This is a genomic window from Streptomyces sp. NPDC050738 (assembly GCF_040654175.1).
Lineage (GTDB): Bacteria > Actinomycetota > Actinomycetes > Streptomycetales > Streptomycetaceae > Streptomyces.
The window spans coordinates 365,564-389,630 of the sequence record NZ_JBFAHN010000003.1 but is presented as its reverse complement, the minus strand read 5'-3'; the positions used below and the strand labels follow the sequence as shown (position 1 = coordinate 389,630).

General features: G+C 71.1%; 30 protein-coding genes. 21 read left to right on the top strand and 9 right to left on the bottom strand.

Annotated features, from left to right (window positions below; all coding sequences use genetic code 11):
• Positions 1-19 precede the first annotated feature (19 nt).
• Positions 20-847, bottom strand: coding sequence for an excalibur calcium-binding domain-containing protein (locus tag AB0H78_RS09835; protein WP_363233752.1), 828 nt, complete (start codon positions 845-847; stop codon positions 20-22).
• Between the two features lie 130 nt (positions 848-977).
• Here AB0H78_RS09835 and AB0H78_RS09830 point away from each other — a divergent pair, with 130 nt between their 5' ends.
• The gene (locus AB0H78_RS09830) at positions 978-1,511 is read left to right on the top strand and encodes a GNAT family protein (protein ID WP_363233751.1); all 534 of its coding nucleotides are present in this window, start codon (positions 978-980) and stop codon (positions 1,509-1,511) included.
• Between the two features lie 39 nt (positions 1,512-1,550).
• Here the strand turns inward: AB0H78_RS09830 and AB0H78_RS09825 are convergent, their stop codons facing one another.
• Positions 1,551-2,222, bottom strand: coding sequence for a DUF4386 domain-containing protein (locus tag AB0H78_RS09825; RefSeq protein ID WP_363233750.1), 672 nt, complete (start codon positions 2,220-2,222; stop codon positions 1,551-1,553).
• Positions 2,223-2,337: 115 nt separating this feature from the next.
• Positions 2,338-3,189, bottom strand: coding sequence for a DUF4190 domain-containing protein (locus tag AB0H78_RS09820; RefSeq protein ID WP_363233749.1), 852 nt, complete (start codon positions 3,187-3,189; stop codon positions 2,338-2,340).
• Between the two features lie 166 nt (positions 3,190-3,355).
• On the opposite strand from AB0H78_RS09820, the gene AB0H78_RS09815 reads away from it, so the two are divergent.
• The 3 genes from AB0H78_RS09815 to AB0H78_RS09805 all read left to right on the top strand — a co-directional run bounded on the left by AB0H78_RS09815 (position 3,356) and on the right by AB0H78_RS09805 (position 4,713).
• A complete protein-coding gene (locus AB0H78_RS09815; protein ID WP_363233748.1) occupies positions 3,356-3,802 on the top strand; it encodes an SRPBCC domain-containing protein in 447 nt (148 codons plus the stop codon).
• Positions 3,799-4,155: a metalloregulator ArsR/SmtB family transcription factor gene (locus AB0H78_RS09810; RefSeq protein WP_363233747.1), complete on the top strand. Its 357-nt coding sequence runs from the start codon at positions 3,799-3,801 to the stop codon at positions 4,153-4,155. Before AB0H78_RS09815 ends, AB0H78_RS09810 begins: the two co-directional genes overlap by 4 nt.
• Positions 4,156-4,272: 117 nt before the next feature.
• On the top strand, positions 4,273-4,713 hold the full coding sequence (locus AB0H78_RS09805) for a hypothetical protein (protein WP_363233746.1): 441 nt from the start codon (positions 4,273-4,275) through the stop codon (positions 4,711-4,713).
• 16 nt (positions 4,714-4,729) lie between these two features.
• Here the strand turns inward: AB0H78_RS09805 and AB0H78_RS09800 are convergent, their stop codons facing one another.
• Entirely contained in the window at positions 4,730-5,233 is a 504-nt protein-coding gene (locus tag AB0H78_RS09800) for a DinB family protein (RefSeq protein ID WP_363233745.1), read from the bottom strand.
• A gap of 227 nt (positions 5,234-5,460) precedes the next feature.
• Here AB0H78_RS09800 and AB0H78_RS09795 point away from each other — a divergent pair, with 227 nt between their 5' ends.
• Positions 5,461-5,664, top strand: a complete 204-nt coding sequence (locus AB0H78_RS09795; RefSeq protein WP_363233744.1) for a hypothetical protein — start codon at positions 5,461-5,463, stop codon at positions 5,662-5,664.
• A 75-nt stretch (positions 5,665-5,739) separates the two neighbouring features.
• Positions 5,740-6,150 (top strand): hypothetical protein, encoded by a 411-nt coding sequence (locus AB0H78_RS09790; RefSeq protein ID WP_363233743.1) that lies wholly within the window; start codon positions 5,740-5,742, stop codon positions 6,148-6,150.
• Here AB0H78_RS09790 and AB0H78_RS09785 read toward each other — a convergent pair.
• The 3 genes from AB0H78_RS09785 to AB0H78_RS09775 form a co-directional block, all read right to left on the bottom strand.
• Positions 6,147-6,557: a hypothetical protein gene (locus AB0H78_RS09785; RefSeq protein ID WP_363233742.1), complete on the bottom strand. Its 411-nt coding sequence runs from the start codon at positions 6,555-6,557 to the stop codon at positions 6,147-6,149. The two genes, AB0H78_RS09790 and AB0H78_RS09785, sit on opposite strands and share 4 nt — an antisense overlap.
• Positions 6,558-6,598: 41 nt before the next feature.
• The gene (locus AB0H78_RS09780; RefSeq protein ID WP_363233741.1) at positions 6,599-6,988 is read right to left on the bottom strand and encodes a VOC family protein; all 390 of its coding nucleotides are present in this window, start codon (positions 6,986-6,988) and stop codon (positions 6,599-6,601) included.
• A 71-nt stretch (positions 6,989-7,059) separates the two neighbouring features.
• The gene (locus AB0H78_RS09775; RefSeq protein WP_363233740.1) at positions 7,060-8,070 is read right to left on the bottom strand and encodes an SEC-C domain-containing protein; all 1,011 of its coding nucleotides are present in this window, start codon (positions 8,068-8,070) and stop codon (positions 7,060-7,062) included.
• A gap of 121 nt (positions 8,071-8,191) precedes the next feature.
• On the opposite strand from AB0H78_RS09775, the gene AB0H78_RS09770 reads away from it, so the two are divergent.
• The 7 genes from AB0H78_RS09770 to AB0H78_RS09740 all read left to right on the top strand — a co-directional run bounded on the left by AB0H78_RS09770 (position 8,192) and on the right by AB0H78_RS09740 (position 13,919).
• Positions 8,192-9,007 (top strand): class E sortase, encoded by an 816-nt coding sequence (locus tag AB0H78_RS09770; RefSeq protein ID WP_363233739.1) that lies wholly within the window; start codon positions 8,192-8,194, stop codon positions 9,005-9,007.
• A gap of 1 nt (position 9,008) precedes the next feature.
• A complete protein-coding gene (locus tag AB0H78_RS09765) occupies positions 9,009-9,206 on the top strand; it encodes a DUF3311 domain-containing protein (RefSeq protein ID WP_363233738.1) in 198 nt (65 codons plus the stop codon).
• Positions 9,203-10,705, top strand: coding sequence for a sodium:solute symporter family protein (locus AB0H78_RS09760; protein WP_363233737.1), 1,503 nt, complete (start codon positions 9,203-9,205; stop codon positions 10,703-10,705). The genes AB0H78_RS09765 and AB0H78_RS09760 overlap by 4 nt, the downstream gene beginning before the upstream one ends.
• A 59-nt stretch (positions 10,706-10,764) precedes the next feature.
• Entirely contained in the window at positions 10,765-11,073 is a 309-nt protein-coding gene (locus tag AB0H78_RS09755) for a DUF6412 domain-containing protein (protein ID WP_363233736.1), read from the top strand.
• A 95-nt stretch (positions 11,074-11,168) separates the two neighbouring features.
• A complete protein-coding gene (gene yidC, locus AB0H78_RS09750; protein WP_363233735.1) occupies positions 11,169-11,945 on the top strand; it encodes a membrane protein insertase YidC in 777 nt (258 codons plus the stop codon).
• A gap of 119 nt (positions 11,946-12,064) precedes the next feature.
• A complete protein-coding gene (locus tag AB0H78_RS09745; protein ID WP_363233734.1) occupies positions 12,065-12,922 on the top strand; it encodes a fumarylacetoacetate hydrolase family protein in 858 nt (285 codons plus the stop codon).
• Positions 12,923-13,196: 274 nt separating this feature from the next.
• The gene (locus AB0H78_RS09740; protein WP_363233733.1) at positions 13,197-13,919 is read left to right on the top strand and encodes a dienelactone hydrolase family protein; all 723 of its coding nucleotides are present in this window, start codon (positions 13,197-13,199) and stop codon (positions 13,917-13,919) included.
• Here AB0H78_RS09740 and AB0H78_RS09735 read toward each other — a convergent pair.
• The gene (locus AB0H78_RS09735; RefSeq protein WP_363233732.1) at positions 13,906-14,391 is read right to left on the bottom strand and encodes a heme-degrading domain-containing protein; all 486 of its coding nucleotides are present in this window, start codon (positions 14,389-14,391) and stop codon (positions 13,906-13,908) included. The genes AB0H78_RS09740 and AB0H78_RS09735 overlap by 14 nt on opposite strands.
• On the bottom strand, positions 14,388-15,467 hold the full coding sequence (locus AB0H78_RS09730) for a Gfo/Idh/MocA family oxidoreductase (protein WP_363233731.1): 1,080 nt from the start codon (positions 15,465-15,467) through the stop codon (positions 14,388-14,390). Before AB0H78_RS09730 ends, AB0H78_RS09735 begins: the two co-directional genes overlap by 4 nt.
• A gap of 56 nt (positions 15,468-15,523) precedes the next feature.
• Between AB0H78_RS09730 and AB0H78_RS09725 the strand changes: the two genes are divergently transcribed.
• From AB0H78_RS09725 to AB0H78_RS09690, 8 genes are all read left to right on the top strand, one after another.
• Positions 15,524-16,657 (top strand): ROK family protein, encoded by a 1,134-nt coding sequence (locus AB0H78_RS09725; RefSeq protein ID WP_363233730.1) that lies wholly within the window; start codon positions 15,524-15,526, stop codon positions 16,655-16,657.
• Positions 16,658-16,808: 151 nt separating this feature from the next.
• Entirely contained in the window at positions 16,809-17,990 is a 1,182-nt protein-coding gene (locus tag AB0H78_RS09720) for a hypothetical protein (protein ID WP_363233729.1), read from the top strand.
• A 106-nt stretch (positions 17,991-18,096) separates the two neighbouring features.
• Entirely contained in the window at positions 18,097-18,858 is a 762-nt protein-coding gene (locus AB0H78_RS09715) for a GntR family transcriptional regulator (protein WP_363233728.1), read from the top strand.
• 102 nt (positions 18,859-18,960) lie between these two features.
• Positions 18,961-20,082 (top strand): TIGR03364 family FAD-dependent oxidoreductase, encoded by a 1,122-nt coding sequence (locus AB0H78_RS09710; protein WP_363233727.1) that lies wholly within the window; start codon positions 18,961-18,963, stop codon positions 20,080-20,082.
• Between the two features lie 7 nt (positions 20,083-20,089).
• Positions 20,090-20,782: an HAD family hydrolase gene (locus AB0H78_RS09705; protein WP_363233726.1), complete on the top strand. Its 693-nt coding sequence runs from the start codon at positions 20,090-20,092 to the stop codon at positions 20,780-20,782.
• Positions 20,779-21,840 carry an ABC transporter ATP-binding protein gene (locus AB0H78_RS09700; protein WP_363233725.1) on the top strand — a complete coding sequence of 354 codons (1,062 nt, stop codon included), beginning with the start codon at positions 20,779-20,781 and terminating at the stop codon, positions 21,838-21,840. The genes AB0H78_RS09705 and AB0H78_RS09700 overlap by 4 nt, the downstream gene beginning before the upstream one ends.
• Before the next feature lie 577 nt (positions 21,841-22,417).
• Positions 22,418-23,269 carry a 2-aminoethylphosphonate ABC transporter permease subunit gene (locus tag AB0H78_RS09695; RefSeq protein ID WP_363234094.1) on the top strand — a complete coding sequence of 284 codons (852 nt, stop codon included), beginning with the start codon at positions 22,418-22,420 and terminating at the stop codon, positions 23,267-23,269.
• Positions 23,256-24,053, top strand: a complete 798-nt coding sequence (locus tag AB0H78_RS09690; protein ID WP_363233724.1) for an ABC transporter permease subunit — start codon at positions 23,256-23,258, stop codon at positions 24,051-24,053. Before AB0H78_RS09695 ends, AB0H78_RS09690 begins: the two co-directional genes overlap by 14 nt.
• Positions 24,054-24,067: the final 14 nt, after the last annotated feature.

Genomic DNA, 24,067 nt, shown 5'->3' with positions numbered 1-24,067 from the left:
GCTAACGGGGCCCGCCGCCTCACTCGCAGCCGACCCCGTCCCCGTCGCGGTCGAGGTGGCGGTCGTACCCCGGGTCCCCGACGTGGATGGGCGCGGCGCCGGCGGCCCGTACGGCTGCGCAGTTCTTGTAGTACGTGGCTCCGCCGCCCCCGCTCCCGCCGGTGGAGCCACCGGAGCTCCCGCCGGAGCCCCCGCCCTTCGTCTCGCAGCCGATCCCGTCCCCGTCGCGGTCCAGCCACCGCCCGTACCCCGGGTCGCCGACGCGCACGGGCGCGGCTCCGGCGGCGCGGGCCGCGTCGCAATTGCGGTAGTAGACCTTGGGTTTGGCGCTCTGTGTCGCCTTAGGGGTCGGCGAGGGCGAAGGGCCGTCCACCGTGATCCGTACGGTGGCGGTCCCCGACAGCGGGGGCTCGCCCTTCACCGTCACGCGGTACGTGAACTCGTCCTCGCCCCCGTACCCGACGGTCGGCGTGTAGACGACGGTGGTCCCGTCCACGACGGCGGTCCCGTGACCGGCGGGCCGGCCGACGGCCACCGTGAGGTCCGTGGAGCCGAACTCCGTGGCGAGGTCATGGCTCTCCCCGGCCTCCAGGGTCACCCGGTCATTGGCCAGTACGTCCAGGACCAGCCGCTTCCCGGCCCGCGCCTGCTTTGTGTCGTCGGCCAGCTTGAGCACCCGGCCGGGCGCGGGAGTGGAGGCGGTCGCCTTGACGGGCGCGGCGGACGCGGTCGTGGCGGCGGGTTTCGCGTCGCCGTCGCCGCCTCCGCACCCGGCGAGCACCAGCGCGAGCGCGGCCGCCCCCACGGCCGCCCGCCCGCGTCTCTTCTGCGTACGGTCCGAAGTCACGTGCCCCCCAAGGCATTTCATGTCACCCGAAGAGACCGATGCTCCCAGCGCGGGGTACGCCCTCAGGGTCGTACGGCCGAAGTTGTGATGAAACCGTGAACGCATGGCGCCGGGAAGTAGTCTGCCGGGAATGAGCGACGACCCCGTGGCGCTGCGCCCTGTCCAGGAGTACGACCTCCCGCTGTTCGAGCGGTTCATGACGGATCCGGAGGCCGCCGGACAATTCTCCTGGACCGGCTGGCGCGATCCCCGTCTCTGGCGGCGGAGGTGGGAGGAGAACGCGCTGCTGGGCGACGACGGCGGGGCGCTGGTCGTGACGGCGGGCGCGGAGGGCCTCGGCTTCGTGGCCTGGCGGAAGATCCCGGCCTGGGGCGGCGCGTACCACTGGAACATCGGCATCCAGCTGCTGCCGGACGCCTGCGGCCGGGGCGTCGGCACCCGGGCCCAACAGGAGCTGGTGGCCCACCTGTTCGCGCATACTCCGGTGGTGCGGATCGAGGCCGACACGGAGACGGGGAACATCGCGGAGCAGCGGTCCCTGGAGAAGGCCGGTTTCACCCGGGAGGGCGTGGCCCGCAGCGTGTCTTTCCGCGACGGCCGGTGGCGCGACGGCGTGCACTACAGCATCCTGCGCGGCGACATGGCGGCGCCCGCAGCCGACTGAGACGGCCACGGGCACCCCCGTCGTACGGACCGCGCTCCGTCATGCGCGGCGCCGCAGCAGGACCGCCGCGCACACCAGCCACAGCAGCCCGCCGAAGCGTACGAGCGGCAGGGCGTACGCGAGCGGGTCGATGACCACCGAGAGAACCGAGACGACCCCGGCCGCACCCAGTACCAGCCCGATCACGCGCATCGCGCCCGGCAGGGCTCCCGTCCGGCGTGCGGCCAGCGAGACCCCGATGGCGAGCAGGGCGAAGGAACCGGCGAAGGCGGCTCCGCCGGACCAGAACGCCAGGTCGGCCAGGTCGCGGGCGTGCGCGGGGCTTGCGTCGGCGGCCAACCGGCCGCCCAGCAGACCGAACACCGCGCTGGTGATCAGCGCGATCCCGGCCAACACCCCGCCGCTCAGGGCGATTCCGGCCCCGGCCGCCCGCAGCCGCGTGCGGAAGGCGGCCGCGACGGCCACCACCAGCACTCCGGACAGGGCCAGCAGCACGGACCCGGCGTTGACGGCGGTTCCGTGCTGCTGCGCGTACTCCAGCACTTCGCTTCCCGGGGCGTCGGGCCGCGGGGTCGAGCGGTTGGCGACGACGTACGCGATGGTCGCCAGTGCGTATCCGGCAACGGCCAACCGCGGTGACAGGCCCCGCTGTTGTGCCTGGGCCTGGGTCTGGGCCGCGGCTGCGGCGCGCGGTGATGTGAAGGTGGTCATGGCGTTTCCCTCGTCCTGTTCCGGCAGCTGAATTGCTTCTGTTGCCGGTAGGACGAGGGAAGGACGCGCAAACGTGACATGGCACGGGCGAGAGCCACATGCCGTATGCGCACGCCTACTTGGCGGGCGGACCGACCCAGATGCCGTCGTCGTGATCCAGGTCGGGGGAGAGCTCGACCTGAAGCTCCTTGGCCGCGGCGGCGGACAGGGAGAAGGTGAACCGGTTCACGGCCTGCTTGCCCGGCAGCAGCTTCCCGGTGAAGGGCTTGCTCGCGTACTTGCCGTCGAAGACCATCTCCAGCTCCTCGCCGGCCGCGTCCTTCGCGTTCGGCAGGGCAAGGGTGATGTCGACCGGCTTCTTGGTGTTGTTGACGATGGTGATCTTCACCTGGAGGGCGATGTTGCCCTTCTTGTGTCCGGCGGCGAACTCGTCCGGCGTGTACTTGGCGGGCTTGCCGACGGTGACCTTGAGCCCGTCCTCGTACGCCATCGCCTGCCCGAAGGCGAGCGGCTTGTCGCCGGCCGGTTCAGCGGAGGGCGAGGCCGATTCGGAACCGTCGGCGGGGGCGGAGGCGGCCGGGCTGCCCTTCACGGAGTCGATGTCCTTCAGGTCGTCGGCGACGTCCTTCACGATGAAGACGGTGATGACTAGCCCGATGACGGCGAGCACGGTGGCCACGCCGCCGAGGGCGGTGCCGGCTATCGCCATGGCCTTGTTGTCGGCCTGGCCCTTGCGTACGCGGCCCAGTCCCACGATCCCGAAGATCAGGGCGAGGATGCCCAGCGGTCCCGACAGCCAGAACATGAAGAAGAGAAAACCGAACAGGACGCCGACGATGCCGACGACGAGTCCGGCGACCGCGAGACCGTTGCGGGGCTGCTGCTGCATCGGAGGCTGCGGCATCCCGGGGAGTCCGGTGGGCGGCGGGCCCCAGGGGGACTCGGGACTGTTCGTGGGCATGGTCATGCGAAGTCCTTCTGGGATCAGGGGAGTCGGCACAGAATAACAGGGGCCTTTACGATTCATTTACTTCATTTACGAATCCACCAGGTGCAACTCTGCGGTTGCGCAGCGCGGATCGATGTGCAACTCTGTAGTTGCACTCAATCGAAGCGCGATGAAGGAGACCCGCATGAGCGAGGACCGGATCGAACGCGAAACCCTGATCGAGGCATCCCCGGAGCGCGTCTGGACCCTGGTGGCCCAGCCCGGGTTCTGGGTGGCGGACAAGGCGAGCCTGGCCGGCACCGTGGCCAGGGAGGGCGAGACGCTGGTGGCGAAGCATCCCGAGCACGGGGACTTTCCCGTACGAGTGGAGAAGGTCGAGCCGCCGAACTACCTGGCGTACCGCTGGACCAGCGCCTTCCCCGGCGAGGAGCTGCGCGTGGAGAACAGCACCCTCGTGGAGTTCACGCTCACCCCGGAGGGCGCGGGGACGCGCCTGCGCGTCGTCGAGAGCGGGTTCGAGGCGCTGGCCGGATCCCAGGAGCTGCGCAGCCAGAACCTGAAGGACCACTCCCAGGGCTGGCCGCTGGAGATCGGCGCGCTCAAGGAGCGCGCGGAGAAGTCGCCGGCGTGAGCGACGAAGGGCGGCGCGGCGCCGTCGAGTTGGTGGACGGCGTACTCGCCGCGCTGGCGGATCCGACCCGGCGTCAGTTGCTGGACCGGCTCGCGGCGCACGGCGAGGCGACCGCGACCACGCTCGCCGGTCAACTCCCCGTGTCCCGCCAGGCGGTGGTCAAGCACCTGGCGGTCCTGGACGCCGCAGGGCTGGTCACCGGCGGCAGAGTCGGGCGCGAGGTGCGGTACGCGGTGCGGCCCGCCGCGCTGGACGCGACGGCGCGCTGGATGTCCTCGCTCGCGGCGGACTGGGACAGCCGCCTGGCGAACATCAAGCGGATCGCGGAAGCGGCCGAACGGGACGGCGGTTAGTCCCGGTGCCGCATGGTCGCGGTGGCCCCGGGTGGCGCCGGGCGCCGCACGCGACACGAACTTCCGTTGAGTACGCGTACTCTGTCCGCACCCGCCCGGGAAGGTCACCCTGAAGGCATGGCCGAGACAGACACCGCAGCATTCCTGAGCCCGCTGTCCACCCGCTCCGCCGCGGAGCGATGGCTGATCCGGCTGGCGGCCGCCCTCGTCTCCGCGGGGGCGTATCTCCTCTTCATCCCCTGGGACACCCGCAACCGCGCGACCGCCGCCCACCCGTACGACGAGACAACTCCCGTCACCGGCCTGGGCGTCACCCTGCTCGCGGTGACCCTGCTGCTCCTGGCCGCGTACCTCGGCCACCGCGACCATGTGGTCTGGGCGATGCTGCTGCCCGCGGTGCCGCCCGCCGCCCTGATGTTCGCCTCGTTCGACTCCCACCCCGAGCAGGACTCGCCGGACCTGTGGCCGCTGGCCTGGGCCTTCTTCACGGCGGTGATCTTCGGTGCGGTGACGATCGCGGCCCTGCTGGGACGGACTTTCCGCGCCACGGAGGCGTGACGGCGGGTCCGGAGTATCAGTCGCCGGTGGTTCCGTCGGCCAGCTCGCGCAGGATGTCGAGATGCCCGTTGTGCCGGGCGGTCTCCTCGATGAGGTGCATGATCACCCAACCGAGGGTGACGTGCGTGCCGTCCCTGACCGGACGCTTCGCGGTGGCCGCCAGGTCGGTCGAGGCGACCAACTCACGGAAGCGGGCGCTCTGTTCCTCGTACTCGGCCAGCAGGTCGGCCAGGGGAAGCTCCGCGCCGATGCGCATCTCCCGGTCGGGGTCCTCGTCCGTCCAGGGCCCGCGGTCCTCCTCGCCGAGGAAGATGACCTCGAACCACCAGTGCTCGACCCACCGCAGGTGGCTGATCAGCCCGCCCATACTCATCAGCGGCGAACCGGCCAGCGGAGCGGCGGCGGCATTCTCCGCGGAGACGCCTTCACATTTGGCGACGGCGGTGGCCCTCGCGTAGTCGAGGAAGGTGGCGAGCATGCTGCGCTCGTCCCAGGCGGACGGCATATCTGTACGTGACATGGACGCGATGCTCTCACGGGTGCGGGCCTGGGGCGGAGGCATTTTCCGCCGCGCGTGCCAGGTCATGGCACCCCCGCTTCCCACCTGCGCGAAAGCCCCTCATCATGAACGCCATGGAGACACCGAACGCGGACCGGATCACCATCGCGTCGTACGAGAACCTCCCGGGCCGCCCGGCCCCGATGGCGGCCACGCGGGCTTGACTGCGCGACCGCGGTATCGACTGGATGCCTTTCGACCCGGCGGAGATCCGCTGCGACCTCGCCTGCGGTATCGGTCAGGACGGCCACTGGCACGGCTGGTTCACCGTCCGGGTACCGGCCGACGCCCTACGACACCTCGGCCTGCACCCGGACCAGCCGACCGCGACGATCACCGCGCCCTCCCCGCCCGGGTGGTGGCATGCGGCGGCAGAGCGAGGGGCGCGCTGACCGCTGCGTAGGCCTACCCTCCCTTCCAGACGCGTGCGGCACGCCGCCGCCCGTAGGGAAGATGGGGTGTGGGGCGTGGGCCCACTGACATGGAGCGCGGACCTGATGACCGGGCTCAAGCCGTGGCAGAGGGCGTTGATGATCGTCTGCCTGTGCGCACTCACGCTGCCGCTGTGGTTCGCCGCGAAGAACGCCTATCGGTATGTGGACGGGCACAACACGAAGACGGAAGGCTACGTCCGGTGCGACATGGACGGCCCGTGCCGGGGGACCTGGGGCCTGCCCGGCGGACAGCAGGGGGCGGGCGAGATCGAGGGCCTGACCTTCGAGTACGACGAGGAGCTCATCACGAACGTCCCCCTGTTCGCGGGCCGGGACTGGGCGGTCACCGACCGTTCCACCCTGATCTCCGTCGCGGCGGCGGAAGTTGCCGCCGCGCTGCTGGGCGCGGCTCTCGTCGTCGGGGTCGCGTGGATCAGGTCCTAGTGGGGATCGTCCTGCTGCCAGACGCGGGGCCAGTTGCCCGAGGGCGGGGGCGGCCCCTCGATGGCGAGGTCGTGCCTGGCGCACGCGTAGAACGCGTCGCGTGCCAGGCCCGTCCGCCGCACCGCGGATGCCCACCCGGCAGGCTCGACCTTGAGCCCCCGGGCGTACAACTCGACGTTCCACACGGCCTCGTGCCAGGCGCGCGCGGCGCCGATGCGTTCGGCGACCCGGAGCTGGGCCTTCAAGGTGTGCGCATAGGTCGTGTACGTATGGAACTTCTTCTCGTCCCAGCGCTCCTCGCGTGCCCGGCGCCACCGGCTCCGCTCGTTGAGGCCGGCCGCGATGTACGACCCGCCGGCCCCGACGATGACGCCGAGCAGGGCACCGGCCTGGTCCCACACAGCCATGTTCCGGTCTCCGTCCCTCAGTGGGTGCAGCGCGGTCGGCCTCACAGAATCTGGGCGATCTCCCACACATGGCCTGCGGGGTCGGCGAACGCTGCCGTGCGCCGGCCCCAAGGGCGGTCCACCGGGCCGTTGATGAGCCGAACGCCGTGCTGTTCCAGCGCGGCGCAGACGGTGTCGGCGTCCGCCACCTCGATGGTGAACAGCGCGCGCGGGGCGGCGTCGGTGCCGCCGACGGGGGAAGGGGTGACCAGCTCGGGGGCGTTGGCCACGGTCAGTACGTTGATCATGAGGTTGTCGAACTTGATGACGGCGGAGTCGTCGTTCTCGTAGACCACCTCCAGGCCGAACACATCCGTGTAGAAGGCCCTGGTGGCAGCCAGGTCCTCGGCGAACAGGGTGATGACCTCAAGTTTGCCCAGGCCTTTGATCATGTCTGCTCCACTCCTTCTGGCAGCGCGTGCCGTCCGGCATCAAGTCGCCGGACGGCACGCCTCGTTGGGGTCTACGGCGTCGGGGATCCGTGGCACTCCCGGTACGCGTTCCCCGACCCGCACCAGCACGGCCCCGTGCGCGCCGGAGGCCACGGGACGGCCCGGCCCCTCGCCGCCAGCGTCGTCGCGTACTGGGGAAGCAGGTCCACGTCCGCCGGGTCGCTGGACTCCGATGCCGCGAACGCCTCGTACGACGGGACCGTGCCCGTCACGATGCCCAGGTTCTGCGTGCCCGTCGCGGACAGTTCGCGCAGTGACGTTTCCACGTCCAGCAAGTGCGCCTCATACGTGGGGTATTCGTCGCCCAGGCGCGGGTACGCCGCCGTCAGCTCGATGAGTTCGCTCGCCGACCAGTGCAGGATCGCCACCGGGAAAGGGCGCGAGAGCTCGGCTCTGAACGAGCCCAACTCCGCCTGCAGGCGCCTGATTTCGGCCCGCAGCTCCTCCGGGTTGTCCGAGCCGAGTGCCCACAGGCGCTTCGGGTCGTGCAGTTCGTCCAGCGGGACCGGGGAGGTGTGCGCCGTGTCGGCCAGCGCGTCCCACTCGTCGTGCGGGAGCGCCAGCAGGCGCCGCACGCGGTGGCGGCCCGTGAGGAGCGGGCGGGAGTTGTACGGGATCGGCTCCGCGGGGTCGATCAGTTTCTCCGCGGCTTCGGTGAAGGCGGTGTGTGCCGGCTCCAGTTCGTCGTGGGTCTCCAGGGTCTGCGCGATCACCGCCCAGGCGGCCGCGCTGTCCGGGGACGCGGTGCGTACGCCCGCGATGATCGCGCGGGCCTCCGCCTCGTGGCCGTACTCCCACAGGTTGGCCGCCTGGAGGGCCTTGATGAGGGCGGGGTCGTCGGGGGAGGGCGAGGACTGGAGCAGGCGGTCGTAGAGCGTCGTGGCACGGGGGCGGTCGTCGGCCAGTTCCAGATGGGCAGCGGCGTGGAGGAGCAGCGGCTCCTGGTCCTCCGGGTACTGCGCCGCGGTGCGCAGCAGGCGCTCGGCTTCGGCGATGTGGTCGGCAGGCGTGTCGGGGCGCATGTCTCACACCGTACTGCCGCGTGATGGGACGCGGTCAGGGTGCGGGGTCGATGTGGGCTGGGGGGCGCCCCCCGGCGCCCCGCTCTGGCGAGTTGGCGGGGCAGCGCCTATCGTGCGCGCCGTGCGGGAGCGGATAGCGGGAATACCGGTGGTGGTGCAGCGGCACGCCTCCCGGCGGCGTGCGGGTGTGGCGCGCGGGCTGTGGGCCGGGGCCGAGGCGGCGGTGACCCTTGGGCTCGTGGTGCTGCTGCTCGTCGTCCATCAGCTGTGGTGGACCAACCGGGAGGCGCGCGCCGCCGCCGGGCACAAGGTGCAGGCGCTGGAACGGGAGTGGGACGGGCCCGCCCCCTCCGCTTCCCCGGCATCGCCCTCGGACGGTTCGGACGGCTCGGACGATTCGGCCGGCGACGGGAGCGGTGGGGCTCCGGCGCCCGGCGCCACGGGCGGGTCGCGTGGTGCCGTACAGAGCCGGAAGGCGCCCAGCTGGGACCAGGCATTCGCCGTCATCCGCATTCCGAAGCTGGGTGTCGTCGCCCCCATCGCCCAGGGCGTGGGGAAGCAGAATGTGCTCAACAAGGGGTATGTGGGGCATTACGTGGGGACCGCCATGCCCGGACAAAGCGGGAATTTCGCTCTCGCCGGGCACCGCAACACCCATGGGGAGCCCTTCCGTTACATCAACCGGCTCGACCGCGGGGACACCGTCGTGGTCGAGACCCGCGAGGTCGTCTTCACGTACGTCGTCGACAAGGCACTGCCGCAGACCTCCTCGCGCGACGGCGGCGTCATCGCCGCCGTGCCGCGCAGCAACCTCAAACCGAGCTACGGCTACAGCGACGCCGGGCGCTATCTGACGCTCACCACCTGCACCCCCGAGTACACGTCCAAGTACCGCCTCGTCGTGTGGGCGAAGTTGCAGTCGAAGCGCCCGCGATAGCGTGGCCGACGTGCTCAGACGTCGCCCTCATCTCCTGTGGCTGCTGGTGCCCTACGTGCTGTTCGTGGGCGCCCTGCCGTTCGTCAACCGCGTACAGCCCGTCCTGCTCGGGCTGCCCTTCCTCTTCGTATGGCTGATGGGGGCGACCGTCCTCACCCCCGTGTTCGTCGCGCTCGCGCGCCGGGGTGACCGCCGATGAGCGGGGAAGCGGCGATCGCGACCTCGGTCTTCGGAGTTTTCATGGTGGGGACGGTCCTGCTCGGGCTGCTCGCCGTACGCGGCGGCCGCGGCGGCGGCCTGACCGCCTGGTCCGTGGGCGGGCGGAGCCTGGGGTCCGTCTTCATCTGGGTGCTGATGGCGGGCGAGGGCTACACCAGCTTCAGCTATCTGGGCGCCGCGGGCTGGGGCTACAACTACGGGGCGCCGGTGCTCTATGTGGTCGCGTACATGTCCTGCGGATACGCCGTCGGGTACGTCGTCGGACCGATGCTCTGGTCGTACGCACGGCAGCACAACCTCGTCGGCATCACCGACATGATCAGCCATCGCTACGGCAGACCATGGCTCGGCGCGGTCGTCGCCGTCCTCGCCACCGTCTTCCTCCTCCCGTACATCCAGCTGCAGATCACCGGCATGGGCGTGGTCGTCTCGACGATCTCCTACGGCTCCATCAGCCTCAACTGGGCCTATTTCATCGCCTTCGCCGTGACCACGGGCTTCGTCGTCGTCAGCGGGCTCAAGGGCAGCGCCTGGGTCTCGGTCCTGAAAGACGTGCTCGTCATCGGGACGCTCGGCTTCCTCGCCTTCTACGTGCCGCAGCACTACTTCGGCGGCTACGGCCCCTTCCTCGACCGCCTCGTCGCGGAGAAGAACGACTGGCTGACCTTCCCCGGCCACGGCGACAGCGGCTTCGGCCAGGCCTGGTACGCCACGACCACCGTCCTCAACTCCCTCACCGTGGTGATCTTCCCGACCACCGTCGCCGGGTACCTCGGGGCGCGCAACGCGGACGTCCTGCGCAAGAACGCCGTCTGGCTCCCCGCGTACAACATCCTTCTCTTCGTGCCGATGCTGCTCGGCATGGCCGCCCTCTTCGTCGTGCCGGGCCTCGTCGGCGCCGAGTCGAACCTGGCCCTCTTCAAGCTGGTCGTCGACTCACTTCCCGCGTGGGCCGTCGGCGTCATCGGGGTCGCCGCCGCGCTGTCGTCCGTCGTCCCCATGGCGGTCTTCATGCTGGTGATCGGGACGATGTGGGGCCGCAGCGTGCTCTCGCTGCTGCCGCGCTGGCGCGAGCGCCAGAAGGGCGCCTCGCAGGTGGTGGTCGTCATCGCCGGCTCGCTCGCCCTGGTCATGACGTACACGGCACCCAACACCCTGGTCCGCCTCTCCCTCATCTCCTACGAGGGGATGGCCCAGCTCCTGCCGATGCTGCTGCTCGGCCTCGTCTGGCGGCGGCTGACCCTCCTGGCCGCGGGGAGCGGACTGGTGGTGGGCGTCGCGGTGGTCTGCGCGTTCGTCTTCAGCGACAACGATCCGGTGTGGGGCGTCAACGCGGGGATCGTGGCGCTGGCCGCGAACCTCGCCGTCGCGCTCGCCGTGACGTACGCGCACCCGGACAAGCCCGGCCAGGACCCGCGGCCGGACTCCGAGGTACTGGCGTCGGATCCGGTGGAGCCGGTTCGGAGCAGTCGTGTATAACGGCTGAAGGTTCGAATGTCATCGCGCCTGATCCGGTGAGCGGGAGAGGGGGGAGCTTCATGGTCGGTCGACGGGTACGTGTGTCGGCAGCCGGGCTGCTGCTCTTCCTGCTCGCCGAGGTGATGCTCGCCGAAGGCGGCACCCTCACCTCCGCGGTCGCGCTCGCCGCCACCGCCGCGGTCGGATCCGCGCTGGCCGCCTGTGCGCTGGTCGCCTCGCGCAATGTGCCCGCCGTGCCGCGGACCCGTATCCGCACCGCCATCCGCGACCGGGAACGGCGTACCGCCTTCCTGCCGCAGCGCGATCCCGACGCGTCGGGCCGGCCCAGGCCCCGAGCTCCGGGACGGCTCGTCCCGACGGCCGCGTAGGACACCACCTACCTCTGCTTCTCCGCTCTCCGCGGTCCGTCACGCCGACAACTCCTGTCTGTCCGGCCTTTGACGAGACCCTCCGGAGGGCTCCCGTGTCCGCATTCATGTCCGCTTTCGCCAGTCTGGTCGCGCACCTCGCCGACCTGCTCGACCCGCTCTTCCACGGCGCCTCCATGGCCGCCGCGATCATCCTGTTCACCGCGTGCGTACGACTCGCGATCCACCCGCTCTCGCGCCAGTCCGCCAGCGCCCAGCGGGCCCGCGCCGCGCTCGCCCCGCAGCTCGCCGTGTTGCGCACGAAGCACGGCAAGGACGCGCAGAAGCTGCAGAAGGCGACGATGGAGCTCTACGCGGCGGAGAAGGTCTCGCCGCTCGCCGGCTGCCTGCCGAGCCTGCTGCAGATGCCCGCCTTCTTCCTGATGTACCACCTCTTCGAGTCCGGCAGCATCGGCGGCAAGCCGAACGTCCTCCTCGAGCACTCCCTGCTCGGCAGCCCGCTCGGCGGGACCTGGCGGGACGCGCTCGCGCACGGCGGTCCCTTCGGGTCGCAGGCGGTCGTCTATCTGGTGCTGTTCGTGGTCGTGGCGGCGGTCGCCACCTTCAATTACCGGCGTACGAAGAAGATGATGGCGGCCGGCGCGGCCACCGCACCGGCGCCGGGTTCATCCGATGTTCCCGGAGCCGGGGCGATGAGCGCGATGACCAAGGTGATGCCGCTGATGTCCTTCATGACGCTGTTCACCGTGGGGTTCGTACCGCTCGCGGCGGCGCTCTACGTCGTCACCAGTACGACCTGGTCTGCGGTGGAAAGGGCCTACCTTTACCGGGACGTCGCGCCTTCGGCCGCGGTCCTCGCCACCCCGATGTAGAGGTCCGGGTGGTGAACAGGGTCTTGCGGACTGGACGCTTGGCTTAGAGGATCGACCAGTCCTCCGATGACCGCTACTCGTCGGCCCGGACGATCTCTAGCCCAGGGAGTTGACTGACGATGAAGCTGCTGCGAGTGGGAACGGCCGGGAACGAACGTCCCGCGCTGCTCGACGAGGACGGAACGCTGCGTGATCTGTCCGGGATCGTCGCGGATGTCGACGGAGAGCTGCTCGCCGACGCGGGCGCACTGGCCCGCGTACGGGAAGCGGCCGCGGGCGGCGCGCTGCCGGTCCTCGACGCGGACGGGCTGCGGATCGGCCCTCCGCTGGGCCGGATCGGCAAGATCGTGTGCATCGGGCTGAACTACCACGACCACGCGACGGAGACGGGCGCGGCGATCCCGGCCGAGCCGATCCTCTTCATGAAGGCCCCGGACACGGTGGTGGGCCCCGACGACACGGTGCTGGTGCCCAGGGGGTCGGAGAAGACCGACTGGGAGGTCGAGCTGGCGGTCGTCATCGGGCGCACGGCGCGATACGTGGGGGCGGATGAGGATCCGCTGTCGTACGTCGCCGGGTACGCCGTCGCCCACGACGTGTCCGAGCGCGCCTTCCAGATCGAGCGCGGCGGGCAGTGGGACAAGGGCAAGAACTGCGAGACGTTCAACCCGCTGGGACCGTGGCTGGTGACCGCCGACGAGGTGGCGGATCCGCAGGCGCTGGGTCTGAAGCTGTGGGTGAACGGCGAGCTGAAGCAGGACGGGACGACCGGGGACCAGATCTTCCCCGTCGCGGAGGTCGTCCGCTACCTGAGCCAGTTCATGACGCTCTACCCGGGCGATGTGATCAACACCGGTACGCCGGCGGGGGTCGCACTGGGGCAGCCGGATCCGAAGCCGTATCTGCGGGCGGGGGATGTGGTGGAGCTGGAGATCGAGGGCCTCGGGCGGCAGCGGCAGGAGCTGAAGGGGGCGTAGCGGGGGTGGGGGCGGCGGGGTGGGCCGGGGGCGGGGCGCCTGCGGCGCTGTCCCCTACCCGCCCCTTCCCGAGGCTGGGGCCGGCGCCCCAGACCCCCGTGGCCTCGGCAGGCGGGGGCTTCGCCTCCGGCACCCCCCGAAACGGGGGCCCGGGGGCTTGCCCCCGGTTTCGGGCAGGGGCGGGTGGGGGGAGTAGCCCGTCCTTCGGCAAACCCATGGTCAAGGCATCAACTCCGCCCGCCCCGCAGCCAATTGACCGCATATCGTCACCCCCATGACCACCACACACGCCGCCTGGACCGACATCGACGGCATGGACGCCTACATAGCCACGCCCGACGCCCCGGGCGGCCACCCCGGCGTCATCCTCGCCCCGGAGCTCTTCGGCCTCGACGAGAACATTCAGGAGACCGCCCGGCGCCTGGCCGCGCTCGGCCACACCGTCGTGGCCCCCGACTTCCACCACCGCACCCAGCCCCGCGCCGCCCTCGCCGGCGACGAGGCCGGCCGCAAGCGCGGGTTCGAGCTGCTGACTCTCCTCACCCGCGACGGCGTCCTCGCCGACGTCGAAGCCACCATGCGCCACCTGAACGAACACCACGGCGCCGCCCACCGCATCGGCATGGTCGGCTTCAGCGCGGGCGGGCACATGGCCTACCTCGCCGCCGCCCGCCTGCCGCTGCGCGCGACCGCCGTCGTCTACCCGGGCTGGCTGACCGTCACCGACATCCCGCTCTCCACCCCGGAGCCGACCCTCACCCTCACCGCGGGCATCACCGGGCGCCTGCTCTTCACCGTAGGGGACGAGGACCACGTCATCACCCCGGCCCAATGCGCCGAGATCGAGGCAGAGTTGAAGGCTTCCGGCGTACGGCACGACTTCGTCGTGTATCCCGGCGCCGGCCACCCCTACCTCTTCGAGGGCCGCGAGACCTACGACGCGGATGCCGCGGCCGACACCTGGCGGCGCGTGGAGGAGATGCTCAGCGCGATGTAGCGCCGGAACCGGCCGCCAGGAAGCGCTTCAGTGCCTCCACCACCATGGCGTGATCCTCCAGCTGCGGCAGCCCGGAGACCGTCACCGTGCCGATCACCCCCGCGCCTTCGACCGCCACCGGGAACGAACCCCCGTGTGCGGCAAAGGAGTTGGGGTCAAGGCGCGAGTCCGTATCGAAGTTCTTGCCCTTGTCGCGGAAGCGCGTGCCGACCAGCAGCGAGCTCTCGCCGTACCGCGCCACCACCGCGCGCTTGCGCCCGATCCAGGCGTCGTTGTCGGCGGACGAGCCGGGCAGGGCGGCGTGGAAGAGCTGCTGCGGGCCCCGGTGGATGTCGATCGCCACCGGGGCGTTGCGCTCGCGCGCCAGGTCGGTCAGGAGCGTGCCCAGTGCCCAGGCGTCCTCGTAGGTGAAGCGGGGCAGCGTCAAGTCCCGCTCCTGCGCCTCCAGTTCGGCCACCGTCGGCGCGCTCACAGCTGCACCGTGATTCCCTCGGCGGCGCTGCGGCGCGCCGCCTCCAGGACGTCCAGCGCGGCCGCGGCCTCGTGTGCGGAGACCGGGGGGTTCGCTCCCGTACGCAAGGACTCGGCGATGCCCGCGTAGTACGCCGGGTAGTCGCCGGGCAGCGTCCGCACCGGGCGCCCGCCGCCCGTGAGCGGGGACTCGCCGGAGCCGACGCGGCCCCAGAGCGACTCCGCCTCCTCGCCCCAGCCGCCCTCGGCCGTGGCGGGGCGCTTGCCGTCGCGCAGGGCCTGCTCCTGGGGGTCGAGGCCGTACTTCACGTAACCCGCCGAAGAGCCGAGCACGCGGAAGCGCGGGCCCAGTTGGGCCGTCGTCGCCGAGACGTAGAGGTGCGAGCGGACCCCGCCCTCGTGGGTGATGGCGATGAAGGTGTCGTCGTCGGCATGGGCGCCGGGGCGGCGTACGTCCGACTCTGCGTAGACGGAGACGGCCGGGCCGAAGAGCACCAGCGCCTGGTCGACCACGTGGCTGCCCAGGTCGTACAGCAGCCCGCCGATCTCGCTCGGGTCGCCGGACTCGCGCCAGCCGCCCTTGGGCTGCGGGCGCCAGCGCTCGAAGCGTGACTCGAAGCGCTGGATCTCGCCGAGTTCGCCGTCGGCGATGAGGGCCTGGAGGGTGAGGAAGTCGTTGTCCCAGCGGCGGTTCTGGAAGACGGAGAGGAGGAGGTTCTTCTCCTCGGCGAGGGCCGCGAGGTCGCGGGCCTCGGCTGCCGTACCGGCGATCGGCTTGTCCACGACCACCGGGAGGCCGGCCTTGAGGGCGGCCGTCGCGACGGGGACGTGCGTCTTGTTCGGGGACGCGATGACGATCAGGTCGAGATCGTCCGCGTGCTGCCACAGGTCGTCGGGGGAGTCGACGAAGCGCACGTCGGGGAACTCGGAGCGGGCCTGCTCCTGCCGCTCCGGGTTCGACGTGACGACCGTGTCGAGGACCAGACCCTCGGTGGCCGCGATCAGGGGGGCATGGAACACGGAGCCCGCCAGGCCGTAGCCGACGAGGCCCACGCGGAGGTCTTGGAGATCAGTCATGACATCCACTTAAGCAACGCTGTTGCCAAAGTGCAAGCGCAGTGGACAATGTCTCTGTGAACAGGGACAACAGTGGGGCGAACCTCCCGGCGCTGCGCAGCCACAACGCCGCGCTGGTACTGGATCTGCTGCGGATGGCGGCTGCGAGCGGCATCAGCAGACTGGAGCTGGCCGAGCGCACAGGCCTCACGCCGCAGGCCGTCAGCAAGATCACCGCCCGGCTCAGGGGCGAGGGCCTCGCCGAGGAGGCCGGGCGCCGGGCCTCCACGGGCGGCAAGCCGCGTACGGTGCTGCGGCTGGTGCCCGGGGCGGGCCGCGCGGTCGGGCTCCACCTCGACCGCGACGAGGTGACCGCGGTGCTGGTCGACCTCGCGGGCACGGTCGTCGGCGAGCGGCGGGGCGCGCTGGACTTCGGGGCCGGGGTGGCCGCGGTCGTCGACGCCGCGGTGCGCGAGGTCGAGGCGCTGACCGGCGCCGACGGAGGTGCCGGTGCCGGGCGCGGTCCCGTGCTCGGCGTGGGCCTGGCCACACCGGGCCCCCTCGACCATGAGGCGGGCGTGCTGCACCGGGTCACCGGGTTCCCGCAGTGGAACGGCGTGCCCCTGCGCGAGATGCTGGCCCGGCGGCTCGGGACGAGCGTGGTGCTCGACAAGGACACCAACGCCGCCGCGCTCGGCCTCGCGCTGCGCGCGCCGGGGGTCGACGGCTCCTTCGCGTATCTGCACCTGGGCAGCGGACTCGGCGCCGGGCTCGTCCTCGGGGGCGCGCTTTACCGGGGAGCGCGCACCGGGGCGGGTGAATTCGGCCACCAGACGATCCTTCTCGGCGGCCCGCCATGCGGCTGCGGAGGGCGCGGCTGCATCGAGGCGCTCTGTCTGGGGGCGGTCGAGCGGGGGGATCCGGCCGCCGCCGCACGGTTCCTGGGAGCGGGCGCCGCCAACCTCGCCGGGCTGCTCGACATCGACCGGGTGCTGCTCGGCGGGCGGACCATCGACGCACATCAGGACCTGTTTGTAAGGGGAGTTGGAGCTGTCCTGGAGGAACGGGCCCGCAGGGAAGGGGGCGTGAGCGCCGTACCGGTCGCGGCTGTCGGCGGCGGACGGGGCATGGTCGCCGAAGGGGCCGCACAGTTGGTGCTCGCCCCCGTATTTGGTCGCGGAACCGTGGCGTTTGCCGCCAATCGGAAATGACTGAAAATGGGCTGACCGAGGGGAGTTCGAGGGCTATTCGGCCGTACGGGTACGTGGCGTTCGTGGCCGACCGCGCGCGCGTGGGAGTGTCACGGAACACGACCGGGTGATCACCCGGTGAGACTCCTACGCTCGTGAGCAAGGGTTATTCATGCGACTGCGCAGTGCGATTGCCTTCGGGGTCACCGCGGCCACACTGGCACCCGCGGCCATCGGTGCGACGTCCGCCGTGGCAGCCGAGGGCGGCCTCCTCGACCAGCAAGTCTGCGTAGTGACCGCGCTGTTGGGTGCCCAGCAGGGCACGGACTGCGCCGCCGGCACCGGATCGACGACGGCATCCGACGAGACCGTGAACGGCGTGCAGCCGCTGCAGCCCGCCCCCACGGACCATCAGGCGGCTTCCCCGGTCGACCATCCGACGACGGGCCGGCCGACGACGGACCAGCCGGCGGCGGACATGCCGAGCGCCTCGACGGGTGAGGCGGAGAGCCCGGTGACCCCGCCCATCGCCCGGCCCGACGCGCAGCCGGCCAAGGACATCGTCGGCGACGCCACCACCGGACAGGACGTCACGCCGGCCATCGTCGAGGACGCTCCCGCCGACACGTCGGGCGACACCACGGCCCAGGCCGTGCCCAATCCGCGCAAGAACCCGGTGGCCACGCTGCCCCAAGTGGCGCAGGACGAGGTCCAGAAGGCCGATCAGGCTCCGGTCTGCGGCGACACGGCGAGCACCGAGTTTCCGGTCGACACCAAGATCCACGGCGGCCCGACCACGTACAACGCGGGCGGTGGCTTCAAGACCTGGTACATCGACATGACGAACACCGCCAAGGAGACCTGCCACAACATCCATCCGGTGGTCGTCTTCATCGACCGGGACCGCACCCTGAAGTCCCCGCAGGCCCAGATGGAGTTCTACGACGAGAGTGCGGGCCGCTGGCGCCCCATCCCCTTCGAGGCCACCGACGAGGACGAGCACGTCGGCGTCTTCGACGACGGTTTCCCCGGCTTCGTCATCGCCGCGGGCCAGACCCTCACCGTGAAGGTACGGCTCGCCTTCACCAGCGACACCGCCCCCAACGAGATCGTCGCCAACGCCGCTGTCGTACAGCGCCAGGGCGACGACGGCGACTGGGTCGGCGAGTCGAACGACTACCGCTTCACCATCCTCGGCCCCGCCGCCGGGATCACGCCCGGCGTCGGAAGCGCCGAGCTCGCAGAGACGGGCCCGAGCTCCCTGCTCGGGCTTGGGGCCACCGCCGGCGCCTTCCTCCTCGGCGGCGGTGCTCTTGTGGTGGGTTCTCGGCGCCTTCGTATGAAGAGGCGCTGACCAGCCGGCCCACCACCTTCCGGAAGCAGTGCCCGCGTCGCCCCAGCCGAGCAGTACCGGTGGCGCGGGCGCCGCTGCGTTCAGATTCGGATGAGAACATCCGGACGTGGACTACCCGAATGACCAGGCACCCGGTGCACCCGTCCGCTCCGGCATCCCGGAGCACGGCCGCATCCCCAAGTACTACGCGGTCAAGGCTCAAATCGCCCTGCTGATCAACGAGTTGGGCGAAGGCGGGCTGCTGCCGACCGAGCGGGATCTGGCCCTGCGGTACGAGGTCTCGCGCGAGACCGTACGGCAGTCGCTGCGCGAGCTCCTCCTCGAAGGGCGGCTGCGCAGGCAGGGGCGCGGCACCGTGGTGGCCGGGCCCAAGCTGGAACAGCCGCTGTCGCTGGCGAGCTACACCGAAGGCGTACGCAGACAGGGGCGGCGGCCGGGACGCCATCTGATCTCCCTCGACCGCTTCCCGTGCCCGCAGGCGCTCGCCGCCGAGATGGGGTTCGGGCGGGGCGACGAGGTCTGGCATCTGGAGCGGGTGCTGCTCGCCGACGACGAGCGGGTGGGGCTGGAGAGCACGTACATCGCGGTGGCCCGCGCGCCCCGGCTCGATGTGGACTTCGAGCCCGACTCGTCCTTCTACACGTATCTCGGTGAGCGGCTCGGCATCGTCTTCGGGGACGCGGACGAGCGGATCGAGACCGTACTGGCGACTCCGCGCGAGGCCCTGCTCATCGGGACGCCGCCGGCGCTGCCGATGCTCTTGATCCATCGGCTGTCGCGGGACACGGGAGGGCTGCCGCTGGAGCGGGTGCGGACCTTGTTCCGGGGCGATCGGTTCAGCTTTACGACGCGGCTCGACTCGCGTTGATAACAGACCCGTAACGGGTCTAGGCCAGCCTTGGGGGGCTGTTCACCGTGCCGTTGCCGAGAGGTCGGCAGTGGGTCACTCCCCCCGAGGAGCGTAGCCGCCGTGAGAGTCATAGTCGTTGGAGCCGGCGTCGTGGGAACCATGCACGCCTGGCACGCAGTGGAACGCGGCCACGAGGTCGTACAGATCGAGCGCGAGAGCGAGGCACGGGGCGCGTCCCTGCGGAATTTCGGGCAGGTGTGGGTCAGTGGGCGCGCGGGCGGCGAGGAGCTGGAGACCGCGCTGCGGGCCCGGGTGCTGTGGGAGGAGATCGGGGAGCGGGTCCCGGGGCTCGGCTTCCGGGGGAACGGCTCCCTGACGCCGGTACGCGGTGAGCTCGAACTCTCCGTCGCCCAGGCCGCGTTGAAGCGCGACGATGCGGGTGCGCGCGGCTACCGGGTGGTGAGCGCCGATGAGGCGCGGGAGATCAATCCCGCGCTGAAGGGCGACTTCGACGCCGCGCTGTGGTGCGAGCGGGACGCTGCCGTGGAGCCGCGTGTCGCCCAACTGGAGCTGAAAAAGGCGCTGTTGGCGTCGGGGCGGTACGCGTATCTGGGTGGCCGTGAGGTCCGAGAGGTGCTCGGCGAGCGCGCCGTGCGCGACGACCACGGGGACGTCCACACCGGCGACGTGGTGGTGCTGTGCACCGGCGCCTGGCTGGGCGGGCTCGTGCGCGAGCTTGCTCCGAAGCTGCCGGTGCGGCGCGTACGGCTGCAGATGATGCAGACCGAACCGCTGGGGGAGACCCTGACGACATCCGTCGCCGACGCGGACTCCTTCCGCTACTACCCCGCCTACGCGGGCGAGGCGCTGGACGCGCTCAACGCCGGACAGGCGCAGGACCCGGTCGCCGCCGCGCACAAGATGCAGCTCCTGATGGTGCAGCGCAAGGACGGCGGGCTGACCATCGGCGACACCCACGAGTACGAGCATCCCTTTGCTTTCGATGTGCGGGAAGAGCCGTACGCGCATGTGGCGCGGGTCGCCGAGCGCTTCCTCGGGCGGCCGCTGCCGAAGATCCGCCACCGCTGGGCCGGGGTGTACGCGCAGTGCACCGACACGACGCGCGTTGTTCACCGGGAGCAGGTGCGCGACGGGGTGTGGCTGGTCACCGGGCCCGGCGGGCGCGGGATGACCTGCTCGCCCGCCATCGGCGAGACGACTGCCAACGAGCTGGGCTGGTAAGGGAGTTATGGACATGGGTGCAGAGAAGTATCCGCTGGTCGTGCTCGACATGGCCGGTACCACGGTGGCCGACGGCGGTCTCGTCGAGGAGGCGTTCGCGGCGGCGGCCGAACGGATGGGCGCCGACCCGGAGTCGATGATCGGGTACGTGCGCGCCACGATGGGCGAGTCGAAGATCTCCGTCTTCAGGCACCTCTTCGGCGGCGACGAGGAGAAGGCGCGCGCGGCCAACGAGGCCTTCGAGGAGGCGTACGGGAAGCGGGTCGCCGGAGGGCTGATCGCCCCGGTGCCGGGCGCGCGGGCCGCGATCGAGCGGCTGCGGGGGGAAGGGCGAAGTGTCGTACTGAGTACGGGATTTGCCCGCGTCACGCAGGACGCGATTCTGGCGGCGCTCGGGTGGGAGGAGCTGGCGGACTTCACGCTGTGCCCCGCCGACGCGGGTGGCCGCGGGCGGCCGTACCCGGACATGGTGCTCGCCGCGTTCCTGCGGTCGGGCGCTGCGGATTCGGTCCGGCAGGTCGCCGTGGTGGGGGACACCTCGTACGACATGCTCAGCGGTGCGCGCTCCGGGGCGGGGGTCGTCGCGGGGGTGCTCACCGGGGCGCACGGCAGGGAGCAGCTGGTCGAGAACGGGGCCGGGCATGTGCTCGGGTCCGTGGCCGAACTGCCCGATCTGCTGCGGGGGTTGGAGTCCTCATGAGCAGTGGGATTCGGTTCGACTCGGTCTCGGTCGCGTACGGGAAGAACGTCGTTCTCGACGCGCTGGATCTGGTGGTGGAGCCCGGGGAGGTCATGGCCCTGCTCGGGCCCTCGGGGTCCGGGAAGACGACGGCGCTGCGGGCGGTCGCCGGGTTCGTGCAGCCGGTGTCGGGGCGGGTGCTGATCGGCGGGCGTGATGTCACCTCGCTTCCGCCGCACCGGCGGGGCATCGGGATGGTCGTCCAGCAGTACGCGCTCTTCCCGCACATGAAGGTCGCCGACAACGTGGCCTTCGGGCTGCGGGCCCAGAAGGTCGCCAAGGGCGAGATCGCGGGGCGGGTGGCGGAAGCGCTGGAGATGACCGGGATGGGGGCGTACGCGGGTCGCTACCCGCGGGAGCTGTCCGGTGGTCAGCAACAGCGCGTCGCCATTGCGCGGGCGCTGGCGATCCGGCCCGGGGTGCTGCTGCTGGACGAGCCGCTGTCGGCGCTGGACGCGCAGTTGCGGTCGGGGATGCTGGCCGAACTGGCGCGGCTGCACCGAGAGTTGCCCGATGTGTCGATTCTGTACGTCACCCATGACCAGGTCGAGGCGCTGACGCTCGCGGACCGGATCGCGGTCATGGACAAGGCGCGGCTCCAGGACTGCGGGACTCCGCAGGACCTCTATCGGAGGCCGCGGAGCGAGTTCACCGCATCGTTCGTCGGGAACGCGAATCTGCTTCCGGTGGAGGTGGGTTCGGGCGGCTCGGTCTCCTTCGGAGGGACGCCGCTGGAGGTCGCCACCGACGAGATCGCGGTCGGCGCGAAGGCGACGCTGTGTGTGCGGCCGCACCTGGTCGGGCTGGGGGAGGGGCCGAACGCGTTGAGCGGGTCCATCGCCGAGGTGCAGTGGCGTGGGTCCACGCATCGGCTGTACGTCGATGTGGGCGGCCACCGGATCAAGGCCGACCTCAGGGAGCTGCGGGTTACGCCTGCGCTGGGGGATGAGGTCACGGTGCACTTTGCGGCTGACGATGCGGTGCTGCTTGCCGCGGGGGTGGGGGGCTCGGATGTCTGAGGCGACTGGCCCTGCGGGGGGCTCCGGGGGTGTGCCTGCGGCGGGTGTCGCCGGGGGCGAGGGTGGTCGGTCGGGTCCGGCCTTCGGCCGGGGGGTTCCCTCCCGCACCGCCCGTGCGGGAGGTGGGGACCGTGCGGGCTCTCCCGTGGGCGGTGACTCGCCGTCGGCGGGTGCGGGTGCGGGTGCGGTGGCGTCTGCGGCGGGTGTTGCCGGGGGCGAGGGTGGTCGGTCGGGTCCGGCCTTCGGCCGGGGGGTTCCCACCCGCACCGCCCGTGCGGGAGGTGGGGACCGTGCGGGTTCGCCTGTGGGGGATGACTCGCCGTCGGCGGCCGCAGGCCGTGGCGCCGCAGCCGGCTTCGCCGGCGCGGACCAGGGCGGAGGTGAGCAGCCTTCGGAGCGTGCGTCGGTGCCGGGTCAGGGCGGAGCCGCGCCGGTCGGGGCCGGGCAGGTCGAGCGCGCGGATGTAGGGGCGCTCCCGCCCAAAGTTGCGCCGGTCGGGGCCGGGCAAGTCGTGCACGGGGATCTGGGGACGCCCGGGGCCGCACCGGTCCAGGCCGGGCAGGGGCCGCACGGGGATCTGGGGACGCCCCCGCCGCCCCCGCGCTCGCGCCACGTGCCCCGGTGGGTCTGGGCTTTGCCGCCCGTTGTCTTGCTGGCGCTGGTCTTTCTCTATCCGCTCGGGCTCGTCGTTCAGCAGTCCTTCCGGCCCGACAGCGGAGGGACCTCCCTCTCCCCTTACCGGCTCGTCTTCGCCTCCGACTCCTTCCGCGAAGCCCTCGGGACCACCGTCTGGCTCGCCGTCGGCGCCACCGTCGGGTGTCTCGTGCTCGGGTTCTTTCTCGCGCTCGTCATCTCCTTCGTCCCCTTTCCCGGCGGGAAAGCCGTCGCCAAGTTCATCGACGTCTTTCTCTCCTTCCCCTCCTTCCTCATCACCCTCGCGCTGCTGTTCATCTACGGCACCGTCGGCATGGCCAACGGCGTCTGGACCGGAGCGACAGGCGCTCACAGCGGGCCCTTCCAGTTCCTGACCACGCCCTGGGGGGTCCTCCTCGCGGAGATCACCTACTTCACCCCCTTCGTGATGCGGCCGCTCCTCGCCGCCTTCTCCCAGCTCGACACCGCTCAGCTGGAAGTCGCCTCCTCGCTCGGCGCCAAGCCGGCCCGCATCGTGCGGCGGGTCATCCTGCCCGAGGCGCTGCCCGCGCTCGCCGCCGGCGGCAGCCTCGTCCTCGTCATGTGTCTCAACGAGTTCGGGATCGTCCTCTTCACCGGGGCCAAGGGCGTGACGACGCTTCCGATGCTCGTCTACTCCAAAGCCATCCTCGAGTCCGACTATCCCGCCGCCTGCGTCGTCGCCGTCGTCAACGTCGCGATATCCGTGGGCCTTTACTCGATCTACCGGGTGGTGAGCCGCCGTGTTGGTGCATAGCCGTACGGGCAAGTGGACGACCTGGGGACTCTTCGCGGTCCTGTTCCTCCCCCTCTTCGCCCTGCCCCTTCTCGTCATCCTCGCCGCCTCGTTCGCGGGGCACTGGTCGGGCGCGTTCCCCTCCGGATTCACCGGCGAGCACTACCAGTCGGCCGTACGCGGGGAGTCCCTCCAGGCGCTGACCACCAGCCTCGTCACCGCCCTGAGCGCCAGCCTCCTCGCCCTCACCGTCGGGACCTGGGCCGCCCTCGCCGCGGCTGCGCTCAAGAAGGGCGGACGCCGGTTCCTCGACGGGCTGTTCATGCTGCCCGTCGCCGTGCCCTCCGTCGTCGTCGGGCTCTCCGTGCTCGTCGCGTTCAGCAAGCCGCCGGTCATCCTCAACGGCACGTCCACCATCGTCATCCTCGCGCACACCATTCTTGTCACGGCGTTCGCCTATCAGTCGGTTTCGGCCGCCATCCTGCGTCTGGATCCGATGTACGAACAGGCCGCGGCCTCTCTCGGGGCCCGGCCCGCGTACGTCCTGTGGCGAGTGAAGCTGCCGCTTCTGCTGCCCTCGCTCACCGCGGCCGCGGGGCTCTGTTTCGCCCTGTCCATGGGCGAGTTGAGCGCCACGATGATGCTCTACCCGCCGGACTGGACACCGCTCCCCGTCCAGATCTTCGCGGCGACCGACCGGGGGTCCCTCTTCACGGGTGCGGCCGTCTCGGTGGTCCTCATGGGGACGACGCTCCTCGTGCTGTTCGCCGTGTCCCGGATCCGCAACCGCGCTTCCTTCCGATGAACCCCCCTTCACTT